General features: G+C 64.0%; 18 protein-coding genes and 1 pseudogene. 16 read left to right on the top strand and 3 right to left on the bottom strand.

Annotated elements, in window-relative coordinates; genetic code table 11:
• Positions 1 to 23: 23 nt before the first annotated feature.
• Both ACO41U_RS04980 and ACO41U_RS04975 read right to left on the bottom strand, forming a co-directional pair.
• A complete protein-coding gene (locus ACO41U_RS04980; protein WP_485942082.1) occupies positions 24 to 1,448 on the bottom strand; it encodes a YfcC family protein in 1,425 nt (474 codons plus the stop codon).
• 130 nt (positions 1,449 to 1,578) lie between these two features.
• The gene (locus tag ACO41U_RS04975; RefSeq protein WP_298780880.1) at positions 1,579 to 2,487 is read right to left on the bottom strand and encodes a WG repeat-containing protein; all 909 of its coding nucleotides are present in this window, start codon (positions 2,485 to 2,487) and stop codon (positions 1,579 to 1,581) included.
• A gap of 347 nt (positions 2,488 to 2,834) precedes the next feature.
• Between ACO41U_RS04975 and ACO41U_RS04970 the strand changes: the two genes are divergently transcribed.
• Positions 2,835 to 4,334 (top strand): leucyl aminopeptidase, encoded by a 1,500-nt coding sequence (locus ACO41U_RS04970; protein ID WP_485942080.1) that lies wholly within the window; start codon positions 2,835 to 2,837, stop codon positions 4,332 to 4,334.
• Positions 4,335 to 4,393: 59 nt separating this feature from the next.
• Here ACO41U_RS04970 and ACO41U_RS04965 read toward each other — a convergent pair whose 3' ends face one another.
• The gene (locus ACO41U_RS04965) at positions 4,394 to 6,700 is read right to left on the bottom strand and encodes a hydratase (RefSeq protein WP_485942078.1); all 2,307 of its coding nucleotides are present in this window, start codon (positions 6,698 to 6,700) and stop codon (positions 4,394 to 4,396) included.
• 305 nt (positions 6,701 to 7,005) lie between these two features.
• On the opposite strand from ACO41U_RS04965, the gene ACO41U_RS04960 reads away from it, so the two are divergent.
• The 15 genes and pseudogenes from ACO41U_RS04960 to ACO41U_RS04890 form a co-directional block, all read left to right on the top strand.
• Positions 7,006 to 7,821, top strand: coding sequence for a transporter substrate-binding domain-containing protein (locus ACO41U_RS04960; protein WP_485942076.1), 816 nt, complete (start codon positions 7,006 to 7,008; stop codon positions 7,819 to 7,821).
• Between the two features lie 162 nt (positions 7,822 to 7,983).
• Positions 7,984 to 8,313 (top strand): YbjQ family protein, encoded by a 330-nt coding sequence (locus ACO41U_RS04955; RefSeq protein WP_485942074.1) that lies wholly within the window; start codon positions 7,984 to 7,986, stop codon positions 8,311 to 8,313.
• Between the two features lie 26 nt (positions 8,314 to 8,339).
• A complete protein-coding gene (locus tag ACO41U_RS04950) occupies positions 8,340 to 9,398 on the top strand; it encodes a M42 family metallopeptidase (RefSeq protein WP_485942072.1) in 1,059 nt (352 codons plus the stop codon).
• Between the two features lie 130 nt (positions 9,399 to 9,528).
• Positions 9,529 to 11,139, top strand: coding sequence for an ABC transporter substrate-binding protein (locus ACO41U_RS04945; protein WP_485942070.1), 1,611 nt, complete (start codon positions 9,529 to 9,531; stop codon positions 11,137 to 11,139).
• 151 nt (positions 11,140 to 11,290) lie between these two features.
• Positions 11,291 to 12,256, top strand: a complete 966-nt coding sequence (locus ACO41U_RS04940) for an ABC transporter permease (RefSeq protein ID WP_298780868.1) — start codon at positions 11,291 to 11,293, stop codon at positions 12,254 to 12,256.
• A 10-nt stretch (positions 12,257 to 12,266) separates the two neighbouring features.
• On the top strand, positions 12,267 to 13,163 hold the full coding sequence (locus tag ACO41U_RS04935) for an ABC transporter permease (RefSeq protein WP_298780866.1): 897 nt from the start codon (positions 12,267 to 12,269) through the stop codon (positions 13,161 to 13,163).
• 10 nt (positions 13,164 to 13,173) lie between these two features.
• The gene (locus ACO41U_RS04930; protein ID WP_485942068.1) at positions 13,174 to 14,160 is read left to right on the top strand and encodes an ABC transporter ATP-binding protein; all 987 of its coding nucleotides are present in this window, start codon (positions 13,174 to 13,176) and stop codon (positions 14,158 to 14,160) included.
• Complete coding sequence (locus ACO41U_RS04925; protein ID WP_485942066.1) at positions 14,157 to 15,158, top strand: ABC transporter ATP-binding protein; 1,002 nt, start codon at positions 14,157 to 14,159, stop codon at positions 15,156 to 15,158. The genes ACO41U_RS04930 and ACO41U_RS04925 overlap by 4 nt, the downstream gene beginning before the upstream one ends.
• A 72-nt stretch (positions 15,159 to 15,230) precedes the next feature.
• Positions 15,231 to 16,655, top strand: coding sequence for an aminopeptidase (locus ACO41U_RS04920; protein WP_485942064.1), 1,425 nt, complete (start codon positions 15,231 to 15,233; stop codon positions 16,653 to 16,655).
• A gap of 154 nt (positions 16,656 to 16,809) precedes the next feature.
• The gene (locus tag ACO41U_RS04915; RefSeq protein WP_485942062.1) at positions 16,810 to 18,063 is read left to right on the top strand and encodes a GLUG motif-containing protein; all 1,254 of its coding nucleotides are present in this window, start codon (positions 16,810 to 16,812) and stop codon (positions 18,061 to 18,063) included.
• A 615-nt stretch (positions 18,064 to 18,678) separates the two neighbouring features.
• Positions 18,679 to 19,734, top strand: coding sequence for an ABC transporter permease (locus ACO41U_RS04910; protein WP_485942060.1), 1,056 nt, complete (start codon positions 18,679 to 18,681; stop codon positions 19,732 to 19,734).
• Positions 19,734 to 20,513 carry an ABC transporter ATP-binding protein gene (locus tag ACO41U_RS04905; RefSeq protein WP_485942094.1) on the top strand — a complete coding sequence of 260 codons (780 nt, stop codon included), beginning with the start codon at positions 19,734 to 19,736 and terminating at the stop codon, positions 20,511 to 20,513. The genes ACO41U_RS04910 and ACO41U_RS04905 overlap by 1 nt, the downstream gene beginning before the upstream one ends.
• Before the next feature lie 141 nt (positions 20,514 to 20,654).
• Positions 20,655 to 21,680 (top strand): ABC transporter substrate-binding protein, encoded by a 1,026-nt coding sequence (locus tag ACO41U_RS04900; RefSeq protein ID WP_485942058.1) that lies wholly within the window; start codon positions 20,655 to 20,657, stop codon positions 21,678 to 21,680.
• 61 nt (positions 21,681 to 21,741) lie between these two features.
• Positions 21,742 to 22,767, top strand: coding sequence for an ABC transporter substrate-binding protein (locus ACO41U_RS04895; protein WP_485942056.1), 1,026 nt, complete (start codon positions 21,742 to 21,744; stop codon positions 22,765 to 22,767).
• Positions 22,768 to 22,985: 218 nt separating this feature from the next.
• Positions 22,986 to 23,172, top strand: a pseudogene (locus tag ACO41U_RS04890) (TAXI family TRAP transporter solute-binding subunit); the annotation flags it as partial.

The raw sequence follows: 23,172 nt of genomic DNA, 5'->3' as shown, positions 1-23,172 counted from the left end.
CGGCAGGGTCCTCGCCCTCCGGCCTAGAATGGGCCGTAGTTGATCGCGACCGCGCCGACGATGAAGGCGACTTGGAGCAGGAAACAGATGGCGTAGAACGGGATGATCCAGCGATAGTAGCGCGAGAGCGGGATCTTGACCATGGCGCAGACGATGACCATGAAGCCCGTGGGCCACAGCAGGTTGGAGAAGCCGTCTCCGAACTGGAAGGCCAGCACCGCGATCTGCCGGTTCAGGTGGATGAGGTCGGCGATGGGGGTGATGATGGGCATGGCGACGGCGGCCTGTCCCGATCCCGACGGGATCAGGAAGTTCAGCAGGTTCTGGAACACCAGCATGCCGACGGCGCTTGCGTAGAGGGACAGGCCCTCGAGGAGGCTGACGCAGCCGTGAATCAGCGTGTCGATGACGTTACCCTTCGTGAGCACGACGAGGATGCCGCGGGCCACGCCGACGGTCAGCGCGGCGACGACCCCCCTGGACAGCCCGTCGCAGAGCGTGCTCGCGATGCGGTTGGGGCCCCAGCGGTTGATGAGCCCCACGACGACGGAGACGATCATGAAGATCGCGGCGACCTGGTTGATGTACCATCCCAGGAAGATCAGCCCGTAGCCCATGACGCAGACGCCGACGAGGAGCGCGAGCATCGAGAGCTTGCGCTGAAGCGTGAACGGCGTGTTCATCTTCTCCTCGTCGATGGTGAAGTCGGAGTAGTCGACGTCGCTGACGAAGCTCTTCGAGGGGGCCTTCTTCACCCGGTTCGCGTAGTTCAGGACGTAGAGGATGCTGAAGGCCGTCATGACGGCGAGGACGAGGCAGCGGTATCCGATGCCGGAGAACATGGGAAGCTCCGCGATGCCCTGCGCCACGCCGATCGTGAAGGGGTTGACGGTGGCCGAGGCAAAGCCGATCCCCACCGGGACCACGGAGATGGCCACGCCTGTGAGCGCATCGTACCCCAGCGCGATGCTGAGGGACACGAAGATCGGCGAGAAGGCGATGATCTCCTCATAGGACAGCGTTCCGGTCGAGCCCCAGATCGAGAGGATCGTCATCAGGACGACGATCAGGCCCAGGGAAAACCGTGGGTTCTTCTTCGCCTTGCGGACCATCAGGGCGATGCTGGCGTCGATGGCTCCGGTCTTCTCCATCAGGTAGAGGCAAGAGAACGCCGCAAAGATGAGGAAGACGATGTTGGCCGCCTCGATCAGGCCAAGCTCCAAGGCAACGAACATGTCGAAGATGCCGACGGGCGTGTCCTTCACGTACTTGAAGGAGGTGGGGTCGATGACCGTCCTCTTGAGTCCCTCGTCCATCACCCTGGCGTACTGCCCCGCGGGGACGATGTGGGTGGAGATGGTCGCCAAGACGAGCACGCAGAAGAGGAGCACGAAGATGTGGGGCAGTTCACGGAGCTTTTTCGCGGGGGGCTTGAGGTTCTCTGACACTTTGAATTCCTCCTAAATAATTATGGAATAAACACGAGGACGAAGTCCTCTTGAATCTGTCCGGTCCGGAAGCAGCCGCGCCCGACGCCCGCCGGTTCGCGAGGTCGAAGCGGCGCGTCCGATTTGATCCTCACTGCGCCCTGATGTACCCCCAAAGGTCCTCCTGGCGCACGGCGGCCAGGCCCTCGCTGAAGGGCCGCACCTCGTCGTATTGGTTGTTCAGGACGTTCTCGCCCAGGACGTTGACGAAGCTCCATCGGGCGTCCGTCGCCGTCCCGGCGACCCCCTCGCTGAAGGGCAGGGCCTCGTTGTAGCGGTGGGGGATGACGAGGCGTCCCCGCGCGTCGATGTAGCCCCAGGCGCGATAGCTCGCGTGGAGCTTCACGGGGGCAAGGCCGTACTTGAAGGGGCCCGCCTCGTCGAAGGAGGCCTGGATGCGGTCCCGTCCCGCCACGTCGATGTAGCCGAACCGCCCCTGGACCTCCACGGCGGCCAGCCCCTCGCTGAAGGGTCCGGCGCTCAGGAACTGGGGTGGGATCTTCATGTGTCCTCCTGCGTCGACGTAGCCCCAAAGGCCGTTGCGCCGCACCGGCGCAAGCCCCTGGGAGAAGGAGCCGGCCGCCTCGAAGCTCGGCGCGATGGCAAACCGGCCCGTCATGTCGATGAAGCCCCAAAGGCCGCCGCGCTGCACGGCGGCGAACCCCTGGCTGAAGGGCAGCCCTCCCTCGAAGGTGGCGTCCCCGAAGACGGGCTTCCCGTCGGGGTCGATGTAGCGGTCTCCGACGAAGGCCACCCCTTCGCTGAAGGGCCCCGCCTCCGGGACTCGATAGACGAAGGGCAGGACCATGCGCCCCAGGCTGTCGATGTAGCCCCAGGCATCATTTGACTTCACGGCGGCCAACCCCTCGTGGAAGTCCCTTGCCTCCGCGTACTCGAAGTCGATCACGACGCGCGGCGGGCGCGTCTGCACCGCCTCCGCTCCCACTGCAAAAAACGCCGCGGCGAGGGCTGGAAGCAGGCACGTCAAAATCCTTTTCAACTTTTTTTGCGCGATTCCTAAAGCCATCGACATCCTTGTCCTTTCGTGCGGATTCGTGAACGGCTTCGCAGGGGATTGAAAGGGGTTCCCCTGCTCTTTCGTATTATATCAAATCATATCAAAAAAGCGCGCCGGAGGTGGCGCGTTCGCTGCAGTGAGGTCGCGTGCCGGAGGCGACCTCCGGCACTTGCGCAAAAAAACCTTCGACCGGGTTTTTGGGGTGACAAAACGGGGGTTTTGAAGTAGGGTTAGAGGGCGTTGGTCGGGTTCGATCGTGGCTCCCGCCCCTGGGGGCGGCTCCGCCTTCGGAACTTGTGGCGGCCATTTCATGAAAGGGGTCTTTGTGTATGGTGGAACTTAAGGTGTACGGCGGAGACGCCGCGGGGTGGAGCGGCGGAGCCGTCGTCCTGCTCCTGCGGGAGGAGGACTGCAGGTCGGTGCCGGAGGTGCCGTGCCGGGATGCGGTGAAGGAACTGACGGCGCGGAAGGACTTCACGGGGAAGGCGGGGACGTCCCTGCGGGTGCCGCTCCTGAGCGGCGGCGTGAGGAACCTGTTCCTGGTGGGGCTGGGCAGCGGAGAGGACGAGGCCTGCAGCGCCGAGGCGGTGCGGAACGCGCTGACCGCCGCCCTGCGCGAGGCGGGGCGCCATCGCTGCGAGTCCGCCCTGGTCCCCATGGAGCACCTGAACGTCGGGGGCGGGCGGCCCTTCGGCCCGGAGGCGCCCGACTGGTCCGTCGTCGTGGGGGAGGCGTCGGGGCTCTCCGGCTATGCCTTCGACAAGTACAAGGAGCGGAAGGAGGACGACGACGAGGGTGCCTTCGCCCTGCGGGAGGTCCTGGTCCCCGGCCTGGACGAGGCCGGGGGGCGGCGCGGGATGACCTACGCCGCCGCTCAGGTCGCGGCGCGGGACCTGGCCAACGAGCCGGGCTGCGTCATCAACCCGCCGGCGCTGGCCGACCGCGCTCAGATGATGGCGAAGGAACTGGGATTGGACTGCGAGGTGTGGGACGAGGCGCGGCTGAAGGAGGAGCGCATGGGCGCGCTCCTGGCGGTGGGCAGCGGCTCCGCGACGCCTCCGCGCCTGATCCGCCTCTCCTACGTTCCGGGGGGCGGGAAGGCGCGCAGGAAGGTCGTGTTCGTGGGCAAGGGCATCACCTTCGACAGCGGCGGGCTCGACATCAAACCCGCCTCATCCATGACCACCATGAAGGGGGACAAGTCCGGGGCCTGCTGCGTCATGGGCATCCTGCGCGGCGCGGCGGAGATGAAGCTGGACGTGGAGGTCCACGGCATCCTGGCCTCGGCCGAGAACATGCCCTCCGGCTCCTCCTTCAGGCCGGACGACATCGTCCGCGCCCGGAACGGCAAGACGATCGAGATCAACAACACGGACGCGGAGGGCCGGCTGGTCCTGGCGGACGCCCTCTGTCTGGCCAGCGAGATGCGCCCTGACGCCATCGTCGATATCGCGACGCTGACGGGGGCCTGCGCGGTGGCCCTGGGCAACTGGAGGGCGGGCCTCTTCTCGCGCAGCGATGACCTGTCGGGGGCCCTTCTGGCCTCGGCCCGCAGGCGTGGGGAGCGCTTCTGGCGACTGCCCGCGGAGGACGATCGCATCGCGGAAAAGCTGAAGTCCCCCTTTGCGGACCTGGTGAACTCCGGCCAGCGCTACGGCGGAGCGACCTTCGCCGCCCTCTTCCTGGGGAACTTCGTGGATCGGTCGATCCCCTGGGCCCACCTGGACATCGCGGGCGTGGACTTCATGGAGAAGGCGTGGGGCGTCTACGCGAGGGGGGCCAGCGCCTTCGGCGTCCGCACCTGTCTGGACTACCTGGCCTCGCTTTAGGAGAAGGGCGGAAGGCGGTCTGGCCTCCCGAAGGAGGCCAGACCGCGCGTGCCCATGGTTCACTTTCCCCGTTTCCGTCGATTCCTGTTGAAGTTGATGAGGCACCCGGCCTTGACGATCTCCCGCTCCTCGGCCGTCATATCCTGGACGTAAAGGCAAATCTCCGATGCGCGGCCGTCCTTCAGGACATACGCTGGAATATCCTGAAGGTTGCCGTCCAGCGCCCTGCAGATGTCCGGCACGTAGATGTAGTCGTCCACGTCGAACGCGTCCGGCCTGCCCTTGAGGTGAAAGGGGATCATGCCCCAATTCATGCAGTTGCTGCGATAGCGCTTCGTGGCGTACTCCTGCACGATGTTGGCCAGACCGCCCAACACCCGCTGGCACGAGGCTGCCTGTTCGCGGGCGGAGCCGTCCCCAGGCCGGTTGGCGTACACGACGGAGCCGATCTCGACCTTCATTGGATCGACGCTCTCCTGACCAGGTATCCTTTGAATGAGGGCAAAGACCTCCTCCAGGCCGGCGCCTTCGGGTTTGTGACCGGCGCGGCGCTCCTCCTCAAGCGCCTGGATGGCCTTGGCCCGAGCCACGTACTCCGGGTCCCGCCGCGACAGCGTGAACTCCGCAAGCCCTGAGGGATTGCTCCTGAAGGAGGAGGTTTCCCCCGATGGGATGAGCTCGTCCGTCGTCGTCACCTCGTCCAGGATCTTCGACGCCACCCGCAGCAGGATGTTCTCCGCGAGAGGCCCCATCTCCGGCCAGGGCTTGATGTTTGGCCCCGAACGGAGCTCCGTATCCGGCGCCGCCCTTCCCCAGCCCTGGTAAACCCTGGCCCGGTACGCCCTGTCGTCGTAGTCGTACTCCGGCACGTCGCCCCATTGACACTCGAAGTTTTCGGCGCTCGTCAACGTCCCTCCGTTGGCCGCCGTGGCGGCGATGGAGCGGGCGTCCATCAGGGCCACCGCCGCCATCTGCCCCTGACCGGGCTTGGAGCCCTCGCGGTTCGGGAAGTTGCGCGTCGTGTGCCGTATGGACAGCGCGTTGTTGGCCGGCGTGTCCCCCGCGCCGAAGCATGGGCCGCAGAAGGCCGTGCGGATCACCGCACCGGCGTCCATCAGGTCCGCGAGGAATCCCTTCCTGTCCAGGTCCGTAAACACCGGCTGGGACGACGGGTAGAGCGAGAGGCAGAACTCGTCGTTGCCGCAGGACCTTCCCTTGAGGCAGCGGGCGGCCTCTACGACGTTCGTGTAATTTCCTCCCGCGCAGCCGCCGATGACGCCCTGCTGCACCTGGAGCTTGCCGTCCGGCGTTATTTTATCCAGCAGCGTGAAGCGCGCCCGGCCCTCGGCGACCTTTTCCGCTGCAACCTCAGTTTCCTGGAGGACGTCCTCCAGGTTCTCGTAAAGCTCGTCGATCGTATAGCCGTTGGACGGGTGGAAGGGCAGCGCGATCATGGGCTTCACCGTCGCCAGGTCCACCTCCACGCAGCCGTCGTAGTAGGCGATGTCCGCCGGATTCAGCTCCCTGTAGTCCTCCTCCCTGTGGTGCTTTTTCAGGAACGTTTTCGTGTCCCCGTCCGTCCGCCATATGGAGGACAGGCACGTGGTCTCCGTCGTCATGACGTCCACGCCGTTGCGATAGTCCGTCGTCATCGAGGAGACGCCAGGCCCCACGAACTCCATGACCTTGTTCTTCACGTATCCGTCCTTGTAAACGGCGCGGATGATGGCGAGCGCCACGTCGTGGGGGCCGACGAAGGGCGCGGGTTTCCCCTTGAGGTAGATGGCCACGACGCCGGGCCGAGAGATGTCGTAAGTATCGTCCAGGAGCTGTTTTACCAACTCGCCGCCCCCCTCGCCGACGGCCAGGGTCCCCAGGGCGCCATAACGGGTGTGGGAGTCGGAGCCCAGGATCATCTTTCCGCAGCCGGCGAAGTTCTCCCGCATGTACTGATGAATGACGGCGATGTGGGGCGGGACGTAGATGCCGCCGTATTTCTTTGCGGCGCTGAGGCCGAAGAGGTGGTCGTCGTCGTTGATGGTGCCCCCCACGGCGCAGAGCGAGTTGTGGCAGTTCGTCAGGACGTAGGGCAGCGGGAAGCGCTCCATCCCTGAGGCCCGTGCCGTCTGGATGATGCCCACGAAGGTGATGTCGTGGGAGGTCATGGCGTCGAACTTGATCTTCAGACGTTCCATGGAAGCCGACGTGTTGTGAGCCTCGAGTATGCCCCAGGCGATGGTCCCCCGCAAGGCCGTCGCCCTGTCCGCGTCCCTTCCAGTCAACTGGCGGACTTTAGCCTCCTCTGACTCTCGGACGACCTCCGTCCCATGGACGAGGTATACGCCCTCATCGTAAAGTTTTACCATAAAAAATCCCCCCTTGTTAAAGTCACCTGAGCGTGGAGCAATGCCTGACTTCGTCCCCATCGGTCGTCGCACAAGATGTGACGGCGCGTCCTGTGAGCGTTTTTTCTGTCCTGCCGGTATACGTTTGGTTCAACTTCGGGTCACAGACTACTGTCTTTATTTTATCTCAACTTTGTCATGAGATACTCTGGAGCAGGCGTGAGCGTCGCCCGCCGGCGCTTTGTTGTTATAATATGGATACATCATCATGAATGGAGGTTTTTTCAATAAGAAGGTTTTTGTTTGCGATTTTTCTGGGAGGCGTTGTGCTGGCGGCTCTTGCCCGTGCGGTCCCGGCGTCGGCGGTCGGAGCCTGTCCGGTCGAGAAGGAGCTGACGTTCGCGACGCCGGCGGACCTGAGGCTGGCGAAGCTTGGCGTTCAGCGCGGGACGAGTGCGGAGGGGCTCGCGAGGGCGCTCCTTGGTGACCGGGCGAAGGATCGGCTGACGGCCTTCGACCGGGGGGAGGACGTCGCGGAGGCGCTGAAGCTGGGCAAGGTGCAGGCGGCCGTCATGGACGAAGCCGCCGCCATGCAGTTCGTCAAGGCCTCGTCGGGGGACCTGTCGATCCTGCCGGGGCTCCTGTCCGCCGAACGGTACGCCATCGGCTTCCGGAAGGGGAACCAGGCCCTGCTGGAGAAGGTGAACAGGGCCCTGGCGGAGCTCAAGGCCGAAGGGACGCTTGAGGCCATCGTGCAGAAGTACCGGGAGGACCCGGACTCCACGAGGCCGGAGGACATCGACCTCAACGGAGGGGCCGCCGGCGGAAAACTGACGGTGGGGATGGGACCGGATTTTTCGCCCTACGACATGACGAAGGAGGGCGGCTTCACGGGCATCGACGTCGAGGTCTGCGCCGCCGTCGCCAGGAAGCTGGGCATGGAGCTCAGCGTCGTCGCCTGCCCTCTCGACGCGCTCTTTTCAGCGCTGGAGGAGGGCCGGGTTGACATGATCTGTTCGGGCATTGCCGTCACGGAGGAGCGCAAGAGGCTGGTGGACTTCTCCGAGCCTTACGAGATATCGAGACAGGTGGGGCTGGTGCGGACGAAGAGCCTGGTCGCCAGGCCGAAGAAGGAGCGCTGATAGGCATCCCTGCGCCCGGAGGGCGCAAGAAGGAAAGCGCGATACACCGAACCTTTCGCAGGGCCGCCGACACGTCGGCGGCCCTTTCTTTGTTTTACGTGTCCTTTCGGCGCTTCGCGTGCTACAATGCCGTCGTGTCAAATTTTTTTAGGAGGGATCGGCATGATCGTGACCACGACGAACGACCTGGAGGGGTGGCGGGTCGTTGGCTACCTCGGCATCGTGTCGGGCGAGGTGATCCTGGGCGTCAACTTCATCAAGGACTTCGGAGCGGCCATCCGGAACATCATCGGAGGCCGCTCTGGGGGCTACGAGGAGGAATTGCAGGATGCGCGGGAGAGGAGCCTCGAGGAGATGCAGCAGCGGGCCCGCGCGCTGGGGGCCGATGCGGTCCTCGCGGTCCGGGTCGATTACGAGGTGCTGGGGCCCAACGGCGGCATGTTGATGGCCGCCTGCAGCGGCACGGCCGTGAGGCTTGCCAGGGTCGAGTGACAGGCGAGCGGATGGAGGTTTGAACCTTGCGCTACGAGAAGAATGTGCTGGTGGAGGACGTGGTGGACCTGACCTTGAAGCTGCTGAGCATCCCCTCCGTGTCCGGGGACTGCGCCGCGGTCATGGACGTGGCGGAACGCGAGCTGAGGGACGCGGGGCTTGCCCCGACCCGGACGGCGAAGGATGCCGTGCTGGCGGTCCTGAGCGGGCGGGACGACGAGCGCCAGCGCGTGGTGGCGGCCCACCTGGACACGCTGGGCGCGGTGGTGCACGAGATCAAGGACAACGGCCGTCTGCGCCTCTACCCCATCGGGGGCTACGACTGGCGTAGCTTTGAGGGCGAGAACTGCACGGTACACACCCTGGATGGAGCGGCCTACGACGGGACGCTCCTGCCGGATCGGGCGGCGCGGCACGCGACGCCCATCAACAAGCGCGACGAGCCCCGCACGGAGGAGAACGTCGAGGTCCGCCTGGACGTGATGACGAGCTCGAAGGAGGCCACGGAGGCTCTGGGGATTCACGCGGGGGACATCGTTTCCTTTGAGCCGCGGAGCGTGGTGACGGAGACGGGGTTCATCAAGTCCCGCTTCCTGGACGACAAGCTCAGCGTGGCCATCCTGCTGACGGCCGTCCGGGACCTTCGTCGTCGGGGCGTGGAGCTGCCTCACACGACGCACGTCTACCTCAGCAACTACGAGGAGATCGGTCACGGCACGCCCGCCATCCCGCCGCGCGCGGAGGAGGTGGCAGCGTTTGACATCGGCGTCGTGGCGGCGGGGACGGCGTCCAGCGAGCACGCGGTCACGATCCTCTCCCGCGACGGCGCCCTGCCCTACGATCGCCGCATGGTGCGTCAGCTGAAGGCCCTGGCGGAGGCGAACGACATCCCGTACCGCATCGACGCCTACCAGAACTACGGCTCCGACGCCTCGGCCTGCCTGAAGGCGGGGAAGGACGTCCGCGCCCTGTGCTTCGGTCCGGCGGCGGAGGCGACCCACAGCTATGAGCGCACTCACGCGGACTCCATCGACGCCGCCCTTCGGCTTCTGACCGCCTATTTGACGGCGCCCATGGTGTCCTGAGCCGGCGGGGGCGGGGAGGGCGTCCCGGTCCGGCGTCCTTGATTTTCCCCCGCAGATGGAGCTTTTGAGGTATACTCTATCACAGCAGCAGGACGTTCCTGCAATCTACCCCACGAGGAGGAAGCGATTTATGAAGCGAAGTATCCTGTGTTTGTTGTTGGCAGGGCTGGTGTTCTCGGCCTCCGGCGCCTGGGCGGTGGGCCCGCGCGACGTCACCATCGGGCTGACGGCGGATGCCCACTCCTTTTACCCCTTTACGCTGAACGAGACGATCAACAACGCCATCATGCAGCACGTCTTTGAGCCGCTCATCGACCTGGACCGGGACCTGAAGTTCATGCCCCTTCTGGCCGAGAGCTGGGAGGTGAACGAGGACGCCTCCGTCTGGACCTTCCACCTCAGGAAGGGTGTCAAGTTCACGAACGGAAACGACTTCAACGCGGACGACGTCATCTACTCCTTCGACATGGGGCAGCTGGCGGGCAAGTCCGCCTTCGTCTATGCGTTCGCCACGGTCGAAAAGTACGAGAAGGTGGACGACCACACCGTCAAGGTGACCTGCAAGGCGCCGAACGCGCTCCTGCTCTGCCACCTGAAGGACGTGTACATCCTGGACAAGGAGACCTGCGAGGCCCACGACGAGGACTACAACGCCAACAACCCAATGGGGACGGGCAAGTACGAGCTGGCGGAGTACGTGCGGGGCGACCGCATCGTCTTTAAGCGCAACGAGGGCTACTGGGGCGAGAAGCCGCAGGCGGAGAACGTGACCTACAAGCCCATCACGAACGCGGGGACGCGGACGGCCAACATGATGACCAACGCCGTGGACATGATCGTGGACGTGCCGGTGCGCGACGTGTCCATGCTGGAGAAGCAGAAGGACATCACCATCCTGAAGGCGCCGAGCCTTCGCATCATCTACCTGAACCCGTCCTGCGTCGAGTCGCCCAGCAAGGACTCCAAGTTCCCCCTCGTCTCCCCGACGGGAAAGAACCCCATGGTGGACAAGCGGGTGCGCGAGGCCATGTACCGCGCCATCAACGAGGACGAGATCATCTCCAAGGTCATGAACGGCTACGCCGTGCCCGCCGCCACCTACTGCCCTGAGGGCTACAACGGCTACAACCCGGACGTCAAGCGGTTGCCCTACGACCCCGCCCTGGCGGAGAAGCTGCTGGACGAGGCAGGGTACCCCCGCCAGGCCGACGGCATGCGCTTCACGGTGACGCTCGATGCGTCGAACGACCGCTACATCAACGACGCGGCGATCGCCGGAGCCATAGCCGGCTACCTTGAGAAGGTGGGGATCAAGGTCAACCTGAACCTGATGTCCCGCAACGTCTTCTTCTCCTACATCGGCGCCACCAACAAGAGCGGCGACAACACGCACCTCTGCCAGACCGGCTGGGCGGACTCGGGCGGCGAGGGCGCCCTGATCGCGCTGGACTGCATCTACTCCATGAAGCCCGGCGAGTACGTGAAGCAGGGCTGGGGCGGGGTGAACCGCGGCTACTACCAGAACCCGGAGGTCGATAAGCTCATCGAGGAGGCCATGCAGACGGCGGACGCGGAAAAGCGCTCCGACCTGGTGAAGCAGGCGTGGAAACTGGCTGCAGACGATACGGCCTACATCCCCCTGCACTTCCAGATGGACCTCTACGCCGTCGGCAGCCGCATCAACTACGCGCCCAGGTACAACAAGTACGTCTACGCCTGGGACGTGTCCTTTAAGGATTGACGGATTCAGGCCTTCTTCCCTGGGGCCATGGGCCCCTTTCGTAAAAACGCCGGTATGGGCAATGGGCACGGTCCTCTCCCTGGACCGTGCCCGTTTGTGACGCCTCAGGCACTTTCCGGCGCTCCCCGCATAAATTTTTGGAGGTGACGTTGTGCTTCAGTTTTTTGCCAGGAGGCTGGTGCAACTGGTCCTGGTGATGTTCGCCGTGTCGCTCATCGTCTTCGTCCTGACGAGCGTGCTGGGCAACCCGGTGTACCTCATGGTGCGCGAGAACGCTACGCCGGAGGAAATCGCTGCGGTGTCGGCCCAACTGGGGTTGGACAAGCCCCTCTACGTGCAGTACGGGATATTCCTCAACAACGTGCTTCACGGCCGTTTCGGCCAGTCCTACATGTACCGCCTGCCGGCGCTCACGCTGATCGCCGAACGGCTTCCGGCCACGCTCGACATCGTGGCGGTGGCCATGATCCTCTCCATCGTCATGGGCGTTCCCCTTGGCGTGTGGGCGGGGGCCTACCCCAAGAGCCGGTTCAGCCGGTGCGTCATGGCCGCTTCCATCGCGGGGATATCCATGCCCTCCTTCTGGATCGGCATGGTGATGATCTATTTCTTCGGGCTTTACCTCGGCGTGCTGCCCGTGTCCGGACGCGGCGCAGTGGGCACGATCCTGGGCGTGCCCACGAGCCTTGCCACCGCGGATGGCTGGGCCCACGTCGTCCTGCCGTCCATCACGCTGGCCCTCGGCAACGTGGCGACGATCATCCGCCTGACGCGGGCCGGGATGCAGGAGAACATGCGCCGGGACTACGTCAAGTTCGCGAGGGCCAAGGGGGTCTCCACCGGAAGGGTGCTCTTCGGACACGCCCTGAAGAACACGCTGATCCCCGTGGTCACCGTGTTCGGCCTGCAGTTGGGCAACCTGATCGCCTTCACGACGATCACGGAGACCATCTACGCCTGGCCGGGCATCGGAAAGCTCTTGATCGACGCGGTGTCCAGCGCGGACCGGCCCATCATCGCGGCGTACATCCTCTTCGTCGCCGTGATGTTCGTGGCCATCAACTTCGTCGTGGACCTGCTCTATGTGGTCATCGACCCGCGCATCGACCTGCGATAGGAGGACGGGCATGTCAGAGACAAGGAAAGGCCGGCTCCGCGCCTTTTTTCAGTCGGAGTTCTTTCACAACTTTCGCCGTTCGCCGACGGCCGTCGCCGGCGCACTGATCGTGTTCTTCGTGCTGCTGGTGGCCCTGATCGGCCCCTACTTTACGGTTCAGGACCCCTACAACATGGCGGAGCTCCAACTGGCCGACGCCTACAAGCCGCCGTTCTGGATGGAGGGCGGGGACCCGAAGTTCCTGCTGGGGACGGACCAGCAGGGGCGCGACATGGTGAGCGCCATCGTCTACGGCAGTCAGGTGTCCCTGGTCATCGGCCTCCTGGGCACCCTGATGGCCAGCGCCATCGGCATCGTGCTGGGGCTGGTCTCCGGCTACTTCGGAGGAAAGGTGGACGCCCTCATCATGCGCATCGCGGACGTTCAGCTCTCGTTCCCCTCCATGCTCATCGCGCTCTTTCTCATGTCGATCCTGGGGCGGAGCGTGGCGAACATCCTCCTGTCCCTCATGCTGGTGGGCTGGGTGCGCTACGCCCGCACCGTGCGGGGGGAGACGCTCTCGGTCAAGCGCAACGAGTACATCGAGGCGGCCCACGTCATCGGCCTGCCGAACTGGCGCATCCTGTTCCGGCACGTGCTGCCCAACGTCTTCGCCTCCATCGTCGTCCTCTCCACGATGCAGGTGGGGGGCTTCATCCTGACGGAGGCGACGCTGAGCTTCCTGGGCCTGGGGGTTCCGATCTCGCGCCCCTCCCTGGGGATGCTCTGCAACAACGGTTTCACCGTGCTCTACAGCGGCCTGTGGTGGGTGTCCATCCTGCCGGGGCTCTACATCATGATCATCGTGTTCGGCATCAACCTTCTCGGCGATTTTCTGCGCGACGAGATGAACCCCAATCTGAAGTGAGGCGCGCGCCATGGATGACCGTTTGCTTCTGCAGGTGAAGGGCCTGCGAACGTGGTTCCATACCTTTAAAGGCGTCGTCAAGGCCGTGGACGACGTGTCCTTCGACATCCGCGTCGGGGAGGTCCTGGCCGTGGTGGGGGAGTCGGGAGGCGGCAAGTCGGTGACGGGCTTTTCGGTGATTCGCCTGATCGACGAGCCGGGGAGGATCGAGTCGGGAGAGATCCTCTTTGCGGGACGCGACCTGATGAAGCTCTCCGAGCGGGAGATGAACCGTGTGCGCGGCAAGGACATCTCCATGGTGTTTCAGGACGCCATGACGTCGCTCAACCCCGTGTACACCATCGGCCAGCAGATCGACGAGGTCCTGCGGCTGCACACCTCCATGGGCCGGGCCGACCGGCGCAGGGCCAGCGTGGAGCTCCTTCGGTCCGTCGGCATCTCGAACCCGGAGGGGCGGCTGGGGAGCTACCCCCATCAGTTTTCGGGTGGTATGCGTCAGCGGGTCGTCATCGCCATCGCCCTTGCGGCGCGCCCGCGCCTCATCATCGCGGACGAGCCCACGACGGCGCTGGACGTGACGGTGCAGGCACAGATCCTGCGCCTCATGACGAACCTGATTCATGCCGAGGGATGCTCCCTCATGCTCATCACCCACGACCTGGCCGTGGTGTCGGAGATCGCGGACCGTATCAACGTGATGTACTGCGGCAGGATCGTGGAGAGCGGGTCGGCCCGTGCCGTGATCGACGGGAGCCTCCACCCCTACACCCTGGGCCTCATCAACTCCATCCCGGACCTGAACCGAGAACAGGGGCGCTTCAAGACCATCCCCGGCATCGTTCCCAACATGTTCGACCTGCCCCAGGGCTGCCGCTTCAGCCCGCGCTGCGAGCGAGCGCAGGACCTGTGCCGAACCTCCGTGCCAGAGCTGCGGGAGCTCGAGCCCGGCCACTGCGTCGCCTGTCACTTTCCAATCCATCGCGAGGTGAGATCATGACCCCCATCCTTTCCGTCCGGGGCTTGGAACAGCGCTTTGATTTGGACCGTTCGCTCCTGAGCCAGATTCGCTTTGAGCGTGGCCGTGTGGTGCGGCGCAAGCGCGTCGTGTACGCCGTGAACGGCATCAGCTTTGACGTGCCGGAGGGGCGCGTGTTCAGCCTGGTGGGGGAGTCCGGCTGCGGGAAGTCCACGGCGGCGCGGAGCATCATCCGCCTGCTGGAGCCCAAGGGGGGCACGGTGACCTACCGCGGGCAGGACATCACCCACGTGTCGGAGCGTCGGATGTTGCCGCTGCGCCGAAAGCTCCAGATGATCTTTCAGGACCCCTATGCGTCTTTGGACCCGCGCCAGAGCGTCTTCGACATCCTGTCGGAGCCCATGCTGTTCCACGGCGTCGTCGCGGGGCGCCGCGAGGCGCGGGAGCGCGTGCTTGCGCTGCTGGAGCGCGTTGGTATCCGGCCGGAGCAGGCCTCGCGCTACCCGCATCAGTTCTCCGGCGGGCAACGCCAGAGGATCGGCATCGCGCGGGCGCTGGCGGTGAACCCGGAGTTCATCGTCGCGGACGAACCCGTGTCGGCCCTCGACGTGTCGATCCAGGCGCAGATCCTCAACCTGCTCATGGAGCTGAAGGAGGAGTTTCGCCTCTCCTACCTCTTCATCGCCCACAACCTGTCCGTGGTGAAGCACATCTCGGACGAGGTGGGGGTGATGTACCTGGGGCGCATCGTGGAGAAGGGGAGCAGGGACCAGATCTTCTCTAATCCCCTGCACCCCTACACGAAGGCGCTGTTCTCGTCGATCCCCACGCTCTCCGGACACAACATGAACCGTTTCGCGGGCATTCGCGGGGAGATTCCCAGTGCGATGGACCTGCCGTCCGGCTGTTGTTTCCACACGCGCTGCGACTGCGCCATGCCCGTCTGCAGCACCGAGCTGCCGCCGGAGCGGGAAGTGGAGCCGGGCCGCTTCGTGCAGTGCCACCTGTTTTGCCGGTAGTCGCCGGCGGGAGGCGACGTTGGCCTTCCGCCGGATCTTTTTTGAAGCCCCGATTTTCAAGGAGGTTTTTTCATGAACGCCAAAGAATGGAAGAAGAAGGTCTGCGTCGAACCAAAGAATGGCTACGAGCGCCTGAGCGCAGAGGAGCGGGAACGGATGAACGCCTACTGCACGGCGTACAAGGCCTTTCTCGACGCGGGGAAGACGGAACGCGAGTGCGTGCAGGAGAGCGTGCGGCTGGCCGAGGCGGCGGGCTTCCGCCCCTACGTCCGGGGCATGGCGCTTGAGGCCGGGGACCGGGTGTTCTTCAACAACCGCGGCAAGATGCTGATCCTGGCGGTCGTCGGCCGCCTTGGACTTGAGGAGGGGGTTCAGATGACCGCGGCCCACATCGACAGCCCGCGGCTGGACCTGAAGCCCAACCCGCTCTACGAGGACAGCGAGCTGGCCTACCTCAAGACCCACTATTACGGCGGCATCCGGAAGTACCAGTGGGTGACGATCCCCCTCGAGCTGCACGGCGTCGTGGCCATGAAGGATGGGCGCACGCTCTCCGTGACCCTGGGAGGGGAGCGCGGAGAACCCCGCCTCGTCATCAGCGACCTCTTGCCGCACCTTGGCGCTGAGCAGAACAAGAAGCCCCTGTCCGAGGGCATCAAGGGCGAGCAACTGAACCTGCTGATCGGCAGCGAGCCGCTCTCCGAAAACGGAGGCGAGGAGGAGGAAGGCGCAGGGGCGGCGAAGGACCGCGTCAAGCTGAACGTGATGAAGCTGCTCTACGAGAAGTACGGCTTCACGGAGGAGGACTTCATCTCGGCGGAGCTGGAGGCCGTCCCCGCCTTTGATGCCGTGGACGTGGGGGTGGACGCCAGCATGATCGGGGCTTATGGCCACGACGATCGGGTCTGCGCCTTCGCCGCCCTGCGTGCCGTCCTGGACCTGGACGAGGCTCCGGAGAGGACCGCCGTCTGTGTGCTGGCGGACAAGGAGGAGATCGGCTCCGTTGGCGTCAGCGGAATGCGCACCGCCGCCTTCGACACCTTTATGGAGGACCTCTGCCAGGCGCAGAACGTGCCGTTGCGGGCGTGTTTGGAGCGCTCCTTCTGCCTCTCTGCGGACGTGACGGCGGCCTTCGACCCCAACTTCCCGGACGTGTTCGACAAACGCAACTCCGCCCGCTTCAACCGCGGCATCGCCCTGAACAAGTACACGGGGGCACGGGGCAAGAGCGGCGCCTCCGACGCCTCGGCCGAAACGGTAGCCGCCGTCCGGCGGTGGTTCGACGACGCCGGCGTGACCTGGCAGATGTCGGAGATGGGCAAGGTGGACGCGGGAGGCGGCGGCACCGTGGCACTCTTCATGGCCAACCGCAACATCGACACGCTGGACGCGGGCGTCCCGCTGCTCTCCATGCACGCGCCCTTTGAGGTGGCGGCCAAGCTGGACTGCTACATGACCTTCAAGGCCATGGAGGCCGTGTGCAGGGCGCACCGGTGAGGTGGATGCCGGTCCAGCCTTGACACCACTCCGAATAGGTAATATACTCGCGCTGAAGTGGTTAGCTCTTGCTAACTTAACGAACGATGACTGAAATTTGGTAAAGGCAAATAGTGCGTTCGTTAAAATCACTTCAGAGAGGGGCGTATTGACGATGAAGAGATCAATGATGTGGTGGGCTTTTCTCGTGTTGGCGGTCGTGGTCGCCGGCGGTTGCGGCGGTTCTTCCGACAAAGCGGAAGTGGCTTTCGACGGAGGCTCCGGCACTGCGGGGGACCCCTATCTGATCGCGAACGCGGACAGCCTGCTGGCCCTCGCCGCGAACGTCAACGGCGGGAAACGGGACGGCTATTTGGGGCGGTACTTCAAGCTGAGCGCCGACATCGACCTCAGGGGCGTTCAATGGACGCCAATCGGGAATATGGACGGCTACGAGAAACAATCGACCTTCTTCCGCGGCACCTTCGACGGGGCGGGCCGCACGGTGTCCAACCTGCGCTACGAGACGGACGCCTTCACCGTCGGAGCCGGACTCTTCGGCGTCAGCAGCGGCACGATTAAGGACCTCAACGTCGTCAATGCGTTCGTTCACGTCACCCATCTCCCCGCAGGGGAAAGAAAGTCTGTGGCGATCGGCGGAGTCGTCGGCTACAACCTGGGCGCCGTGGAGAACGTCGCGCTGACTGGAAGCTCCTCCATCCTCGGCCTCAACTGCGTCGGCGGGGTCATCGGCGGTAATAGCCACGGAACGATCCGCAACTGCCGGACCCAGGGCGTCGAGATCGAGCTCATAGGCGACAACAACTTCCCCGACCGCATCGTCCAGGACGACATAGCCGAGGCCGGCGGCCTCATCGTCGGCGGCAGCTTCGGCGGCACGATCAGCGGCTGTACCGCCTCCGGCACGGTGAAGGCCTCCGGGAGGGAGCCGGTCGGCATGGGCGGCATCGGTGGCTGCCTCGAGATGATGGATTCGATAACGAACTGCAGGGCCGACGTGAAGATCGTCACGACGAACGGCGGGCACGCCATCGGCGGCCTGTGCGGCTATTCCGGGACGCACCCGGACAAGGCAAAGCACTCTGTGACCAACTATCCTGCGATCATCGACAACTGCTCCGTGACGATCGACATCGACGCGAAGGATGCGACGCACGTTGGCGGCCTCGTCGGGACCGGCCTTTACTATTACGGCAAGGAAACGGCCTTCAGGATCACGAACTGCTCCGTGTCCGGCACGATCGACGGAGCCGTGACCCCCGGTACGATCCTCGGACGCACCAACGCGGACAGCTCGTACGACGCGGCGACGAAGGCGAACGCGAAGGTCCTTGTCGACGGCAAGTCCTCGGGGGCTGAAGTCGGCACGACCGCTCGGATGTACGAGAGCGCGGACCAGGGGGATTAAGATTTAAGTCGCTTCCGCTGTCGCGTTCAAAAAAGGATAACGCAGAACATTTTTCGTGGCCGGCCCTTCAGGGCCGGCCATTTAAATATGTTGGTTTTAAAAAATTCTCTCAAGCCCTCCTTCGAGAAGTGTCCTGTCCCCCCCCATTCCCGTCCCCGTCCCTATTGACAGCCTCGCAGACCCTTTGTTAGAATGACGTCGATTCAAGCGTTAAAGAATCGTTGTGCTGGATCGTTCTATTTGGGAGAGGAGGATTGCCATGCGTTCTGCGATGACGTGAGCCGCTGCGGACGGTGCACGGGGTGCATTACGTCGTCACGCGGCCGCGCATGGAAGGATCCGGGCTCTCTCGTCTTTTGTCTTGACGGTCTTGACCCCGCTTCGGGGCTGAGGCTCCTTGGGGCGCCTGCCCCGCTTCGGAGGCACTTCTTTCCATCTTTTCTGTCCCTGCATTGGCCCTGCTGACGACATTCCCTTTTTTGCTGCACTGAGATAAACGCAAGAGGCCCGACGGACGTCGTCGTCCATGGGGCGTCTTTGAGGTTGCGTGCAGCGCCCGACGGGCGTTCTGTGCTCCTTGTGCTTTTTGTCGGATAAGGGCAGGGGTGACGATTTGTGAAAAATGACTGGAACATGGGCACGGCCCTGGACGGCAAGGACGTGCTGAACAACCTGACGCGGGAGCGCCTGCTGGAGCTGGAGAGCGCCCCGCGGACCCCGCTGCGCCTCTTCTGCGATTACCTGATCTGCTTTTTGCCCGTTTTGGCCGGGTGCGTAGCCCTGGCGGAATACCTCCTGGTCCCGAACCTCAAGGGGAACCAGAGCACCGACACCTACACCTGGTTCCTGGGGGTCCTGACCGCGCTCTCCCTGGCCGCCTTTCTCCTGTCCTTCCGGTTCCGCCGGGTCTTCTACCGTCTTCGCTACAAGGCGCCCTTTTACGCCTTCGTCTTCCTCCTCCTGGCAGGGTACGACCTCCTGACCCTCAAGCACGGGACCCTGATGCTGCCCTACTTTCCCTGGGTGGACGACGTCCTGAACGCGGCGTGGCAGGACAAGGCCTACCTGTTCGACTGCACGCTCAACTCCCTCTTTCTGCTCTTCAGCGGCTACTTCGTCGGGGCTGGGCTGGGGCTGGTTACCGGAGTGGCCTGCGGCTACAGCCGCAGCGTGGACTACTGGGTCGCCCCCTTCATGAAACTGCTGGGCGCGATCCCCTCTCCCACCTGGATCCCCGTCGTGATGGTCGTCGCGTCCTCTCTCTTCACGGGGAGCGTGTTCATCATCGCCCTTGGCGTGTGGTACTCCCTGACGATCGCCACCATGACGGGCATCCGCAACATCGACCGGTCCTTTTACGAGGCCGCCCGCACCCTGGGAGCCAGGCCGAGCCAACTGGTCCTCAACGTGGCCCTGCCCTTCGCCCTGCCCAACATCCTGCAGGGGCTCACCCAGGGTATGAGCTCCGCCTGCATGGCCCTGATCGTGGCCGAGATGGTTGGAGTGGAGTCGGGGCTTGGCTGGTACGTCACGTGGCAGAAGAGCTGGGCACAGTACGGCAAGATGTACGCCGCCATCATCGTCCTCTGCATCGTGTTCGTGTCCGTCAACTGGGCGTTGAGCCGCATCCGAAGACGGCTCCTGCGCTGGCAGGAAGGGGTGGTGCAGTGATGGGCGCAAGGGAGAAGAACGTGCTGGAGTTGCGCGGCGTGTACAAGGGCTTCGCGCGCATCGACACGGACGACGTGACCCACGCGCTGGAGGACATCGACCTCGCGGTGACGGACGGGGAGTTCGTGTCCATCGTCGGGCCGTCCGGGTGCGGAAAGTCCACGATCCTCCGCCTCATCGCCGGCCTGATCGTCCCCACGAGTGGGACGCTGACCCTCAACGGAACCCCCATCACGGGGCCGGACCCCGAGCGGGGCATGGTCTTTCAGAGGCCGACCCTCTTTCCCTGGCTGACCGTGGAGCAGAACCTGAACTTCAGTCCGCGGATGATGAAGCGGCAGGGCGAGATGAAGGAGTCGGCGGAGCGCCTCCTGGAGTTGGCAGGGCTGACGGAGTTTCGGGACGACTTCCCCCACCAGCTGTCGGGCGGCATGGCTCAAAGGCTGGCCCTGATCCGCACCATGATCAACAACCCCAAGGTCTTTTTGCTGGATGAACCTCTGGGCGCGCTGGACGCCTTCACCCGCATGACCATGCAGGATGAGCTCCTGAAGCTCTGGCAGCGTTCGGGGCACATGATGGTGATGGTGACGCACGACATCGACGAGGCCCTGTACCTGGGCACGCGGGTCGTGGTGATGGCGCCGCGGCCCGGGCGCATCCGCGTGGACATGAAGAACGACATGCCCTACCCCCGCAACCGAACGAGTGCCGCGTTTCTGGGACGCCGAAAAGAGGTCCTGGAGATGCTCGATTTTGGACACGCGGAGGGGGCGTGAGAATTAAGTCACCATAAGCATTGAGCGAATGTGGCTCCCCTGCAGGGGGGCTGTCCGGGGCTGGAGGAACCCTCAGCCTCGCTTCGTTGGGCGCTTCCCTTCCGGGGAGGCGAAGTTTACGGTTAAGGAGGAGTTTTGGGGATGAACAGGAAGTTTTTGAGCGTTCTGTCGGCTTTTGCGCTGGTCGTTGCCTCCGCTGCGTCGGTCCTGGCCATGACGCCAGAGGAGGAGGACGCGGCCTGGAAGAAGGAGCCCGCCTACGGAAGGACCATCCGCATCGGCTACAACGGCGGGCTGTGCACGGGGACCCTTGGCATCACGCAGGTGAAGGGCTTCTACGAGGCCGAGGGGCTGAAGACGGAGATCGTCCGCTATCAGGGGGACACCGTCACGCTGGGCAACGCGTTGGGCATGCACAAGATCGACGTGGCGGGCGGGCACATCGCCACGCTTCTGGTCCCTGCGGCCAACGGGGTGCAGATGAAGTTCACCACCGGGATGCACACCGGCTGCAAGTCCCTCTGCGTGCTGAACGACAGCCCGTACAAGACCACCAAGGACCTCGTGGGCAAGACGATCGCGGTGCCCAGCGGCATCGGCGGCTCGGACCAGAACATTACGATGCGCTTCTTGCTCCGCGACGGCATCGACCCCGTGAACGGCGTCAAGTACAAGGTGACCGACCAGGGAGCTGCGGTCCTGGCCATGCAGAACGGGGAGATCGAGGCGGGGCTCTTCAGCGATCAGTTCATCCAGAAGTTCCTGGACGATGGGACGCTGCGGATCGTCCGCTCGATCACGACGGACGAGGACTTCAAGAACGAGACCTGCTGCATCTACGCGGTGGCCCAGGACCTGTGCGAGAACAGCCCCATCACGGTGAAGAAGATGACGCGAGCCCACGAGGCGGCTCGGAAGTGGATCATGGCCAACCGCGAGGAGGCCATCAAGCTGATGTTGGAGAACAAGTGGGCCTCCGGGGAGTTCGATAAGGTCCTGAAGTACTACAACACGCTGGACTATTCCGTCACGGATCAGGTCACGGAGGAAACCCTCGTCAAGGTCATCGACGACTATAAGGTCTGCGGCATCCTGAACAAGGACCTCGACACCCAGGAGGTCATGAGCCGGGTGTGGAACCGCGTGCTGAAGGACGAACAGCAATAACCCGTCGGATTCTGATGTGTTCCCCATGGGGATTGTGAAGAAATCGAGGAGGAATTTGAAGATGGCGAACAAAAGGTTTTTGAGCGTTCTGTCGGCTTTCGCGCTGGTCGTTGCCTCCGCTGCGTCGGCCCTGGCCATGACGCCAGAGGAGGAGGATGCGGCCTGGAAGAAGGAGCCCGCCTACGGAAAGACCATCCGAATCGGCTACAACGGCGGGCTGTGCCTTGGGACCTTCGGCATCGCCCAGATGAAGGGCTTCTACGAGGCCGAGGGCCTCAAGACCGAGATCACCCGCTACCAGGGCGGCAGCAGCGCTCAGGGCGACGCCATCGGGACGGGGAAGATCGACGTGGCGGGCGACCACATTGCCACGTTGCTGATCCCGGCGGTCAACGGGGTGCGCATGAAGTTCACGTCGGGCATCCACACCGGCTGCAAGTCCCTTTGCGTGCTGAACGACGGCCCCGTCAAGTCCACGAAGGACCTCGTGGGCAAGACCATCTCGGTCCCGGACGGGATCGGCGCCTCCGACCAGAACATCGTCATGCGCCTGTTGAGCCGCGACGGCATCGATCCGGTCAAGGAGGTCAAGTACAAGGTGGCCGACGCCGCGGCCTCCGTGCTGGCGCTTCAGAGCGGGGAGATTCAGGGCGCGCTGCTGAGCGATCAGTTCATCCAGAAGTTCCTGGACGACGGGACGCTGCGGGTCGTCCGCACCATCACCCACGACCCCGACTTCAAGGATGAGGCCTGCTGCATCCACGCCGTCAACCTGGACCTTTACGAGAACAACCCGATCACGGTGAAGAAGCTGACCCGCGCCCACGAGAAGGCAAAGGAGTGGATCATGGCTCACCGCGAGGAGGCCGTGAAGCTTCTTCAGGCGAACAACTGGGCCTCCGGCGACCCCGATCTCGTGCTGAAGATCTTCAGCACCTTCAACTACGACCTGACCGACGCGGCCACCGAGGACACCCTGAACAAGGTCATCGAGGACTACAAGAGCTACGGACTGCTGAAGAAGGACGTCCCCACGGAGGACATCCTGAACAAGGTCTGGGACCCGGTGCTCCAGGAGCAGAAATAGCCCGGCTGCCGGTGCGGCCAGCGGCCTTTTTGCCCCCTCGCTGCGGCCCGTCCGGCACCTTTTTGGCGATGGCCAAGGCGGAATACTACGACGAGGCCCCGAAGTTCCACGACCGGATGGAGAAGTTCTTTGCCGGGTACAGTCAGCAGCCTGTCGCGGGCGAATATTCTTTATGTCTCTCTCCAAGCTTGAAATATTAATGAGGAGGAAAATCTGCCGTGAAAAAATCTGTGATCTCGTTCCTTTTCCTGACGCTCCTTACCCTGTTCCTGTGCGCTTCGGGCGCCGCGGCCGTCCAGTTTGTCAACGTCACAACGGGGCCGACCGGCGGCACCTACTATCCCGTGGGCTCTGCGATGGCCAAAATCTGGACGGACAACATCGAGGGGCTCAAGGCGAGCGCCC

Source organism: Fretibacterium sp., assembly GCF_057312375.1.
Note: the sequence above shows the minus strand (reverse complement) of the source record. Positions and strands in the feature narration are given on the sequence as shown.

Coding starts and splice junctions, on each gene's coding strand:
- ACO41U_RS04970 (WP_485942080.1), top strand. CDS start 2,835: ATGGTGGAACTTAAGGTGTACGGCGGAGACGCCGCGGGGTGGAGCGGC.
- ACO41U_RS04965 (WP_485942078.1), bottom strand. CDS start 6,700: ATGGTAAAACTTTACGATGAGGGCGTATACCTCGTCCATGGGACGGAG.
- ACO41U_RS04955 (WP_485942074.1), top strand. CDS start 7,984: ATGATCGTGACCACGACGAACGACCTGGAGGGGTGGCGGGTCGTTGGC.
- ACO41U_RS04945 (WP_485942070.1), top strand. CDS start 9,529: ATGAAGCGAAGTATCCTGTGTTTGTTGTTGGCAGGGCTGGTGTTCTCG.
- ACO41U_RS04935 (WP_298780866.1), top strand. CDS start 12,267: ATGTCAGAGACAAGGAAAGGCCGGCTCCGCGCCTTTTTTCAGTCGGAG.
- ACO41U_RS04930 (WP_485942068.1), top strand. CDS start 13,174: ATGGATGACCGTTTGCTTCTGCAGGTGAAGGGCCTGCGAACGTGGTTC.
- ACO41U_RS04925 (WP_485942066.1), top strand. CDS start 14,157: ATGACCCCCATCCTTTCCGTCCGGGGCTTGGAACAGCGCTTTGATTTG.
- ACO41U_RS04920 (WP_485942064.1), top strand. CDS start 15,231: ATGAACGCCAAAGAATGGAAGAAGAAGGTCTGCGTCGAACCAAAGAAT.
- ACO41U_RS04915 (WP_485942062.1), top strand. CDS start 16,810: ATGAAGAGATCAATGATGTGGTGGGCTTTTCTCGTGTTGGCGGTCGTG.
- ACO41U_RS04905 (WP_485942094.1), top strand. CDS start 19,734: ATGGGCGCAAGGGAGAAGAACGTGCTGGAGTTGCGCGGCGTGTACAAG.
- ACO41U_RS04900 (WP_485942058.1), top strand. CDS start 20,655: ATGAACAGGAAGTTTTTGAGCGTTCTGTCGGCTTTTGCGCTGGTCGTT.
- ACO41U_RS04895 (WP_485942056.1), top strand. CDS start 21,742: ATGGCGAACAAAAGGTTTTTGAGCGTTCTGTCGGCTTTCGCGCTGGTC.